The sequence below is a fragment of the Effusibacillus pohliae DSM 22757 genome (assembly GCF_000376225.1).
In the GTDB taxonomy this organism is placed as follows: domain Bacteria; phylum Bacillota; class Bacilli; order Tumebacillales; family Effusibacillaceae; genus Effusibacillus; species Effusibacillus pohliae.
The window spans coordinates 21,229-31,315 of the sequence record NZ_AQXL01000101.1 but is presented as its reverse complement, the minus strand read 5'-3'; the positions used below and the strand labels follow the sequence as shown (position 1 = coordinate 31,315).

Sequence of the window (10,087 nt, the reverse complement as noted above, 5' to 3'; positions counted from 1 at the left end):
AAGAACTTTTGCAGGAGTTCCTTGGATGCGGGATTGTTGTACTCTACATCAAGTTGTTCAACAACGAACTGCAGGTAGGCTTCATGAGAACGAGCAACAGGAATCATGAACATCACCCAAACCGTCTAGTAGTAGGCAATTAGATGCCTCCATCGCGATTGTTGGGGTGATTTGAAAAAGTCAAGAGGAAAATTTGTTCGCACTCCTGTTTTGGGGGTGAAACAATAAATGGCCCTAGTCAAGAGACTAGAGCCTGTAAGGAAATTTTAATTCCGAGAGTCTACAAAAAAGGAAGGGAGGGGAGATCGATGGCTTTTGACTTTTTACAATTTGTCCGGGAAGCGAAAGAGGAATTCGACCGGACGGTTGCATGCAAGCATACGTCGTTCGACGACCTCTACCCCTATATGATGGAAAACCAGTCTTTCTTCTGGTACAAACGGCACGCGGCGTGGGCCAGCCTCTTGACCACGATCCGCATCGCCGGCAGCGCGGGCGCCAACTGGCGGGATCTGTTCACATTCAAACAGCTCTCGATGATCACAAACCAAGTGCTTGACAAACAGGTGCTGGATGAATGGCTGGAAGAGTCGAGGGACGAAAGCGACGTTCCGGTTGAATAAAACGGGCGAACACCCTGAACCTGCGACGGTTCAGGGTTTTTTTGATCAACTCCGCGTTAGGCACCTGGATGCGCCTGTGCCGAACAACCGTACTTGGGACCCGAGCAAAGTACCCGGAGTAGGCTGCGAAGTACTGCGTCACTTTGCTGGGTGATGTGGTGAACGCTTTTCGCTGATTTTCCTTTACCGAAGGCGGTGCCGGGCGAGTGATCGCCCCTCGTTCGGGGCACCGTAAGGAAAAAAGGAGTCCAAACGCCAATGCGATCGATGTGGAAAGGCAGTATTAGTTTCGGCCTGGTGAATATCCCGGTCAGCCTGTATAAAGCGACGGACGATCACAAAACGAGCTTCCGCAGCCTGCATGAAAATTGCAAACATCCGATCCAATACAAAAAATGGTGTCCCGTCTGCCACCGGGAAGTGGAGCAAAGAGAGATCATTCGCGGCTACGAGTACGCGCCCGGCAACTATATCATCATCACCGACGACGATCTGGAAAATCTGCCGCTGCCGACGTTGCGGACGATCGAAATTTTGCACTTCACCGCAAAAGACAGCATCGATCCGATCTATTACGAGAAAGCGTATTACCTGGGGCCGGGCGAGTACGGCGGCAAGCCCTACAAGCTGCTGTACGAGGCAATGAATCGGACGGAAACAGCGGCGGTTGCGAAAGTGGCGTTTCGCACCAGCGAACATCTGGCCGTCATCCGCCTGCACAAAAATTGTCTTGTCCTGAACATGATCCACTATCCGGCGGAAGTGCGGGCGGTCGAGGGGGTGCCCGGAATCGAGGGCATCGCCGGGATTCAGATCAGCGAAGCCGAATTGGAAATGGCCACGAAATTGATTGAGGGAATCAGCGAGACGTTCCGCGGCGATTACAAAAGCGATTATGAAGAGGCGCTGCGGGAACTGATCGAAGCGAAGATCGAGAACGAGGAAGTCGAGCAGCCGGCCGCCGCGCCACGGGCGGACAATGTGGTCGACCTGATGGAGGCGCTCAAGCGGAGCCTGCAGGCGACGAAAACGGCAGACGAAGCGGAGCGGGCAGAAGAGCGGCAGCAGGAGCGGGAACCAATGGCGGTAGCCGCAACCGGCATGGTAACCAGCCGGCCGGCGGCGGATCCGAGACACCCGGCAGGGGCAGCCGCCGGCGTAGCAGCGAATCGGCCAACGGTCGGCCCGAGGCGCGAGCCAAACGAGGCGGAATTGGATACGGGAGCGGGAACCGCTGTGCCGGCCGCGGAGAAGCCGAAGCGGCGGAGGCGGCGGGTGACAGGCTAAATGGTCTCTGGGAAAAGGGCGCTCCGTGTTCCGAAGCGCCCTCCTCCGCCGAGTTCCCCTGTTGGCCGGCGCCGGGGACCGGACCATTTTACTCAGAACTCCATCGAAAAAACCTGACTGCCAAGAGGATCGATGCCACGGACAATCCGGCCAGCACTGCCACATCGAGCCCATTTTCCCAAATCGGGGCATTGTTCCAAGTTTGCCGCAGCAGATCGATCACATAGTAGAGCGGCAAGATCTTCGCCACCGTCTGCAGGAATTTCGGCATCATCTCGAGCGGGAACGTGGCGCCCGACAAAAACAGCATCAGGTTCAGCACCAGCGAGCTGATGGCAGCCGCCGTCCGCGTATTTTTGGCAAGCGAGGTGATAAACAGCCCAAACGGAAAGATCGCCAGAATCGAAAGCGCCACCGCCAGAATCGTGCTGCCAACGTCTTTGGGAGTCTGCATGCCATAGGCAAGCAGGCCAAACAGAAACAGAACCGCCGCACTGATCAGGAAAATCAGCGTGCCATGGACGACATGCGCGCCGATCACCATCCACGGCCGGACGGGAGTCGCCTGAAACCGGCGCAACACTCCCGTTTCCCGATAGCCGGTCAGGACCGTCCCCAAAGTGAAGACGGCCGTGGTCAACAGGTTGATCGCAATCCAGGACGGCACATACGCGTTTATGTAGCTGATTCCACCGATTTTTTTGTCGCCGAACATCGCACCGAACAGCCAGATCATCATCACCGGAAACAGAAACGTCCAGAACACAGCCGCTTTTTCTCGGAAAAACAGTTTGATTTCAATCGCCGTCAAACGTGCCAACGAAGTCATGCCGTTCGCTCCTTTTCCACCAATTCGACAAACAGATCGTCCAGGCTGCCGATCTCAAACCGGAACGCTTCGATTCGCCAGTTGAGATCATGCGCCAGTTGAAACAAATGGTACGATGCGTGCTGCAGGTCTTTGCTGTGCACACGGATCGTCTCCCCGTCCCGCTCCACTCTTTCCACACCAGGGATGGTGCGGATCACCTGCAGGTCCGTATTTTCCGATGCAAACGACAGAAAATTGGCGGCCGCCAGCTGCGTCACGAGCCGTTTCGGCGTGTCGAGCGCCGCCACCCGGCCCTGTTTGAACATCGCGACGCGGTCGCATAATTTTTCTGCTTCTTCCATGTAATGGGTGGTGACGACGATCGTTTTTCCTTCTTCCCGCAACCCGCGGATCAAATCCCACAGCTCGCGTCTGGCCTGCGGATCGAGGCCGGTGCTCGGCTCATCGAGGAACACGACCTCCGGGTCGTGAATCGTGGCAAGCGCCAGCGTTACCCGCTGCTTCCAGCCGCCCGACAGATCTTTAAAATACGCATCGAGCTGATTTTCCAGTCCGAGCAAACGGACGATCCGGTCGATGTCGCCCCGTTTGCGATAGAATGAGGAAAACAGCTCGATTGCTTCCTTCACTTTCATCCGTTCCTGAATCGACGTCGATTGAAACTGCACGCCGATCAACTGACGAAGTTCCGCTTCGTCCGTGTCCGGATCGAGGCCGAGAATCCGGACCGTGCCCGAGTCCCGCCGGCGCAGCCCCTCCATGATTTCGATCGTCGTTGTCTTGCCGGCCCCGTTCGGACCGACAATCCCGAAGATCTCCCCTTTTTCCACCGTAAAACTGACCCCACGCACCGCGTGGTTGTCTTTGTAACGCTTGTGCAAGTCTTCCACCAAAATGGCAATCGACATGGGGTTCCTCCTCTCTGAATCAAAAACTCACAAGTACTATTACGCAACAACTGTGCGATAGGTTTCAGCCAAAACAAAAAAAGATCGCGCGCAGACTCCGCATCGATCCTGTTTCGCTACTCCTCCAGCACTTTGCGGGCTTCCCGGCAAATTTTGGCCAGCAATTCCTCGCGGATGGCAACCCAAAACGACCCGGGCGGATAGGTTTTGTGCAGCTTGTTTTCGATCACGTCGAGAAACCGGATCATCTCGTTGATTCTCGTTTGCACCCGCTTCCCCAAATCCTCTAGCTTGCACTCGTACATGTCGCAAAAATAGCGGGTCTCCTCCCTGTCCGGGATGGCCAGCAGATAGGGCCACAAAGTGCGCACTTCCTGATGCATCAACAATTCGAGCTGAAGAAACGGAATCGCGTGCAGAAGCTGGTCCTTGCCGCGGGCCTGCAGCAGGGCTTTCGCGTGCCGCAGCCGCTCCGCCCGCTTTTCGTCCAGGAAGTTCATCACCTCATGACAGCGTTCCACCAGTGATTTCGCCATCCCTTCTCCCCCGTTTCTTCACGATTTTATATCAGTATATTGGCACCACTTTTGAAGAATGAAGTTTCCACGATTCCGCAACTATTTTCTCATGCTGGAAACGTTTTGTCAGCATCTGGATCGGTTTACACGCGAAAAGAGCCGACTTCCCGCAGGAAATTGGCTCCCTATCGTCCATATCAAAAATCTTTTCGGCTGTCCAACAGCAATGTCACAGGCCCGTCGTTGACCAATTCCACTTCCATCATCGCGCCGAACACGCCGGTTTCCACGCGGACGCCGAGCGAGCGAATTTTTTCGTTGAAATACTCATACAGCCGGTTCGCGTGCTCCGGTCTGGCCGCTTCCATAAAATTCGGCCGGCGCCCTTTCCGGCAATCCCCGTACAAGGTGAACTGGGAGACGGATAAAATCGCCCCTCCCACATCGAGCAGAGAGAGGTTCATTTTTCTTTCCGCATCCTCAAAAATCCGCAAGCCGACCACCTTTTCCGCCAGGTAGTCGGCATCCTGTTCCGTGTCGCCATGCGTGACGCCCACCAGCAAGACCAGCCCCCGGCCGATCTCACCCGTCACATTCCCATCCACCAGCACGCGCCCCTGCGACGCCCGTTGTACTACAATTCGCATACCAAACCATCACCTCACAGATGCCTCCGGGCAAAGTAACGCCCAGCCGCCTACTGCATAATCCGTCTGACCGTGTACACATCCTTGATCCGCTTGATCCGCTCCACCACCGTATGCAGGTGGTCGACGTTGCGGATGTTGATCTGCAGGTGGATCGTCGCGATCTTCCGCTTGTCGGCGCGGGCTGATACGGCCGTGATGTCCGTTTTCGTTTCCGCGATCGCGTTCATCACTTCCACCGTCAGTCCTCTGCGGTCGAGCGCCGTCACCTCAATATCGACGTTGTAGGCGATCGCCGGCGAGCTTTCCCATTCGACCTCAAGGAACCTTTTTTCCTCATCCTTGTTGTGCTTGATGTTCGGGCAGTCTGTGCGGTGCACCGACACTCCCCGCCCGCGCGTCACAAAGCCGACGATTTCATCGCCGGGCACCGGATTGCAGCAGCGGGAAAACCGGATCAACAGATTGTCGACGCCGCGCACCCGGACACCCATCCCGTTCTTTTGCTGCTGCCGGTTCGGTTCCCGAATTTCGGGCAGATTGGGCAGCTCTTCCGGATTTTCCTTCTTCACCTTTTCCAAGAGCCGCGTCATCACCTGTTGCGGCGACACGGCCCCGTACCCGAGCGACGCCAGCAAGTCGTCCTCTTTCGTGAAGTTGAACTTACTCATCACTTCCGACAGATTTTTCTCCGTCAGGACGTCCGATACTTCCAGGCCGTGCTTCTTGATCTCCTTCTCTAGCAACTCGCGGCCTTTGAGAATGTTCTCTTCCCGCTTTTCCTTCTTGAACCAAGCACGGATCTTGCTCTTCGCCTGCGGCGATTTGACAATCTTCAGCCAATCGCGGCTCGGTCCGAACGATGTTTTCGAGGTTAAAATCTCGACGATGTCGCCCGTCTGCAGCTTGTAATCAAGCGGCACAATCTTGCCGTTGACTTTCGCGCCGATCGTGCGGTTGCCGATATCCGTGTGAATCCGGTAGGCAAAATCGATCGGCACTGCCCCCCGCGGCAACGAAATGACTGCGCCTTTCGGCGTGAACACGAACACCTCGTCGGCGAACAGGTCGATTTTCAGGGTTTCCATGAACTCCTGAGCGTCTTTCAGATCCTGCTGCCACTCGAGAATCTCCCGGAACCAGGCCATTTTTTGCACAAACGACAGATCTTTCGCGCCATGCTTGCCTTCTTTGTACAGCCAGTGGGCAGCGATTCCGTACTCGGCCGTACGGTGCATCTCCCAGGTCCGGATCTGGATCTCCAGCGGTTCACCGCGCGGTCCGATGACTGTGGTGTGCAGACTTTGGTACATGTTCGGTTTCGGCATCGCGATGTAATCCTTGAACCGGCCCGGCATCGGCTTCCACAATGTATGCACGATCCCCAGAATCGCGTAGCAATCCTTGATCGAATCGACGATCACGCGGACGGCCAGCAAATCGTAGATTTCGTTAAACTGCTTGTTCTGGGTGGTCATTTTCCGGTAGATGCTGTAGATGTGTTTCGCCCGGCCGTTGACTTCCGCCGGAATGTCGATTTCCTTCAGTTTGGTTTTCAGGGTGTCGATGACTTCCTGGATGTACTCTTCCCGCTCTCGCCGCTTTTTCGCCATCAGGTTGACAATCCGGTAGTATTGTTGCGGGTTCAGGTAGCGAAGCGCCGTATCCTCCAGCTCGAACTTGATTTTGGAGATCCCCAGCCGATGGGCGAGCGGCGCAAAAATCTCCAGCGTTTCGGTTGCGATCCGCTGCTGTTTTTCCGGCGGCAGATGCTTTAACGTGCGCATGTTGTGGAGCCTGTCCGCCAACTTGATCAAAATCACGCGGATGTCCTTCGCCATCGCGAGGAACATTTTGCGCAGGTTTTCCGCCTGCTGTTCTTCCTTTGACAGGTATTTCAGGCGTCCCAGTTTCGTCACGCCGTCGACCAGATCCCGGATTTCCGATCCGAATTCGGCCACCAACTGCTCTTCCGTAACAGGTGTGTCCTCCACCACATCGTGCAGCAGCGCAGCCGCCAGCGTCACCGCATCCAGTTCCAGATCGGCCAGAATTTCGGCGACGGCAATCGGATGGGTGATATACTCTTCCCCCGAACGGCGCTGCTGTCCCTGATGAGCTTCCTTGGCAAACTCGTAGGCACGACGCACCAGCTGCACGTCTTCCGGTGTACCATACCGGCCGAGTTTTTCGCAAAGGCGCTCAATGCCCACGGACACCACCTTCTCCTGATCAATATTGGACAAGCGTGAAGACATCATAGCCCTGCAACTTCTCCCTGCCAGGCAAATAAGTCAGCTCGATCATGAAGGCGAGCCCGACCACCACGCCGCCGAGCTCCTCGACCAGTTTGATGGTGGACGAGATGGTGCCGCCGGTCGCCAGCAAATCGTCGGCGATGACGACCCGTTGACCCGGCCGGATCGCATCCCGGTGAATCTCCAACTTGTCCTTTCCGTACTCCAGTTCATAGGCGACGCTCACCGTCTCGCCGGGCAGTTTGCCCGCCTTGCGGATCGGTATAAAGCCAAGTCCCGTTGCATAGGCGAGCGGAGCGGCAAGCACGAACCCGCGCGCTTCCGGCCCCGCGATCAAATCCGCCCGACGTTCCTGTGCAAACTGGGCCATCTGGTCGATCGCATACTTGAACGCTTCCCCATCTTGCAGCAACGTCGTAATATCCTTAAACCGAATTCCCGGCTCCGGGAAATCGGGAATCACCCGAATTTTTTCCTTTAAATTCATATGCCCCGTACTCCTTCCGACTTGGCGGTTACCCACCGCAGAACCTGCGCCACCGCTTGCTCGCCAGACGAATCGATCAGCGCCGCAATCACCCGCCTGCAGGCATCGATTCGCGCCAGCCGCTCGCGATACAGGTCTGACTCTTCTAAAGATCGTTTGATACTCCCCTTATTCACATGATACGTGTTCCCGCGGCGAACTGCAAACCCCAGTTCGACAAAAACCGCGAGCACCAGATTGGCCGCCTCGTGATACACCGGTTTCAGCCGCTGCCGGATCTGCTCATCCGTAGCGGAACCTGTTTCCAGCAGCAGTTTGTAAATGCCGGCAAAAAATTTCCGATCCGGTAGCAAAAACGACTGCTGCTGCTCCATCCACCGTTTGTCGGCCGCTCCGTGCAGCAGGTGCAGGCGGCAGGCTCCGGCCATTTTTTGCAATACAGTCTGGTACTGCTGCAAGGAAAGCGGCAAGTCGTACAGCACCACATCTCCGCTGAGAAAATCGGGTTCCTCCTGACCGGCGTTTGCCGGCTCGGCCCCCTTCTCACATGCAACCGCCGCCTGCTGCCAGGCGGCGATCGCTTCGTCGCGTGCAACCGACGCTCCCCCAACGGACCAGAGGGTGCTCCAGACCTCGCTCAAATATCCTTCCGCATCCGCCGTATACACGCGGTGCGTGTGCGGCTCCTGCCATGGGTACGGCTCCAGGGCGCGGGTCACCTCCGCCACCGATTCCGGATGGAAACAGATCACCACCAGGTCTTTCTGCCCCGCCTGTTCTCCCAACCAGCGCGGCTTGTCCTGCACCTGCCGGCAGTCAAACACCTGGATCGCGTTCGGCCGCCAGTCATCCAAAATCAACTGCAGACTTCGCCGCCCGTTCCACTCGTTGATCGCAAGCTCGCCCACCAGATCCAGCCGCTGCCATTGATTGATCAAATCGGCTTCCTCACCGCGGCGAAACGCGATGCCCGCCAGCTTCGCGCTCCCTTTTGCAACCTGCAGCTGCAGATGTTCTCCCGTTTGCCCGACCGAACGGCAGAGTTCCAGATCCAATCCGTTCAGTTGAAAGCGAGGGCTGGGATTGCCAAAACCGAACGGCGCGAGCCGCTCCACCATTTCAACAAACTCGAAATCGAGCGAAAGCAAGTCCACTTCCGCGTCGATGTCAATTTTCGGAATCAGATCCTCCGGCGCCAATATTTCCTGCGCAATTTGATTCATACGGGTGCGCAGTTCCCCGATTTTGTCCGCTTCAATCGAAAATCCGGCCGCCATCTTGTGTCCGCCAAAATGCTCGAACAGTTCCCGGCAGCCGTTCATCGCATCGTACAAATGAAACCCGTCGATGCTGCGGGCGGACCCTTTGCCCATTCCATCGCTCAGCGAAATCATCAACGTCGGGCGGTAATAGCGTTCGACAAGGCGGGACGCGACGATCCCGATCACGCCCGCGTTCCACCCTTCCTTGGCGATCACGAGCACGCGGTCGTTCAGCCATTCGGGATGGGCCTCCACCTCGTGCACCGCTTCTTCGAACATCTGCGTACTCAGATCCTGCCGCTCCTGGTTGCGTTCATTCAAAAAACGGGCGAGTTCCCAAGCGCGCGCCTCATCTTCCGTTGTCAGCAGCTCGACCGCATAGGTGGCCGAATCCAACCGACCCGCTGCGTTGATCCGCGGGCCAAGTGCAAACCCGACGTGACCCGCCGTAATCACTTTTCCCTGTAAGCCGCTTACCTCGATCAGCGCCTGCAGGCCGAGGCGGGGACTTTGATTGATCCGTTCCAGCCCGCAGCAGGCAAACAGGCGGTTTTCATCGACCAGCGGCGCCAGGTCGGCGATCGTCCCGACGGCTGCCAGATCAAGAAACTCTTCCGGCAGTTTGCCCAACAGCGCCTGCGCCACTTTGAACGCGACGCCCACACCGGCCAGCATTTTGTCGGGATAGCGGCAGCCCGGCTGCTTCGGATTCAAAATCGCATAGGCGTCCGGCAGCACATCCGGCGGAGTGTGATGGTCGGTGACGATCAGGTCGAGCCCCAACTGATTCGCGATACGGGCTTCCTCGACCGCCGCAATTCCGTTATCCACCGTCACCACCAGTCGAAAGCCCCGGTCTTTTGCCTGCACCAGAGCGGGACCGTTCAGACCGTACCCCTCTGCAAACCGATCCGGTATGTAAAATTCGACTTGGGCTCCCAGTTGTTTCAGCGCCAGGTACATCAGGCTGGTCGACGTCGCTCCGTCCGCATCGTAGTCTCCGTATACCATGATCCGCTCGCCGCTGGCGATCGCTTGTCGGATTCGTGCCACCGCTTTTTCCATGTCCTTCATCAAAAACGGGTCGTAAAATCCGGACCGGTCCGGATTGAGAAACCGCCTTGCGGCATCGGCATCCACAATTCCGCGGCGGACCAACAGCCTGGCGATCACCGGCGGCAGGCCAAGCTGTTCTGCCAGCCTGCCGGCCAGTTGTGCGTCCGCCTCGGCGAGCAGCCACCGTTTCGTCTGTTTCATGCAGCGCA

At 57.0% G+C, this 10,087-nt stretch carries 9 protein-coding genes; 2 read left to right on the top strand and 7 right to left on the bottom strand.

The genetic code is table 11. From position 1 onward, the window contains the following. Window positions 1–308: 308 nt before the first annotated feature. Window positions 309–623: a hypothetical protein gene (locus C230_RS0104495; protein ID WP_018130846.1), complete on the top strand. Its 315-nt coding sequence runs from the start codon at window positions 309–311 to the stop codon at window positions 621–623. 258 nt (window positions 624–881) lie between these two features. Next, window positions 882–1,910, top strand: coding sequence for a non-homologous end joining protein Ku (gene ku / locus C230_RS19445; protein ID WP_018130845.1), 1,029 nt, complete (start codon window positions 882–884; stop codon window positions 1,908–1,910). 88 nt (window positions 1,911–1,998) lie between these two features. Here the strand turns inward: ku and C230_RS0104485 are convergent, their stop codons facing one another. From C230_RS0104485 to recJ, 7 genes are all read right to left on the bottom strand, one after another. Then, window positions 1,999–2,739 carry an ABC transporter permease gene (locus C230_RS0104485; protein WP_018130844.1) on the bottom strand — a complete coding sequence of 247 codons (741 nt, stop codon included), beginning with the start codon at window positions 2,737–2,739 and terminating at the stop codon, window positions 1,999–2,001. Beyond that, window positions 2,736–3,650 (bottom strand): ABC transporter ATP-binding protein, encoded by a 915-nt coding sequence (locus C230_RS0104480; RefSeq protein WP_018130843.1) that lies wholly within the window; start codon window positions 3,648–3,650, stop codon window positions 2,736–2,738. The genes C230_RS0104485 and C230_RS0104480 overlap by 4 nt, the downstream gene beginning before the upstream one ends. 116 nt (window positions 3,651–3,766) lie before the next feature. Further along, window positions 3,767–4,186 (bottom strand): hypothetical protein, encoded by a 420-nt coding sequence (locus C230_RS0104475; protein ID WP_018130842.1) that lies wholly within the window; start codon window positions 4,184–4,186, stop codon window positions 3,767–3,769. A 179-nt stretch (window positions 4,187–4,365) separates the two neighbouring features. Then, complete coding sequence (gene dtd / locus C230_RS0104470; protein ID WP_018130841.1) at window positions 4,366–4,815, bottom strand: D-aminoacyl-tRNA deacylase; 450 nt, start codon at window positions 4,813–4,815, stop codon at window positions 4,366–4,368. Window positions 4,816–4,865: 50 nt separating this feature from the next. Beyond that, window positions 4,866–7,052: a RelA/SpoT family protein gene (locus C230_RS0104465; protein WP_156807346.1), complete on the bottom strand. Its 2,187-nt coding sequence runs from the start codon at window positions 7,050–7,052 to the stop codon at window positions 4,866–4,868. After that, on the bottom strand, window positions 7,048–7,560 hold the full coding sequence (locus C230_RS0104460) for an adenine phosphoribosyltransferase (RefSeq protein ID WP_018130839.1): 513 nt from the start codon (window positions 7,558–7,560) through the stop codon (window positions 7,048–7,050). Before C230_RS0104460 ends, C230_RS0104465 begins: the two co-directional genes overlap by 5 nt. Beyond that, window positions 7,557–10,079, bottom strand: coding sequence for a single-stranded-DNA-specific exonuclease RecJ (recJ, locus tag C230_RS19440; protein WP_156807343.1), 2,523 nt, complete (start codon window positions 10,077–10,079; stop codon window positions 7,557–7,559). Before recJ ends, C230_RS0104460 begins: the two co-directional genes overlap by 4 nt. Between the last annotated feature and the right edge of the window lie 8 nt (window positions 10,080–10,087).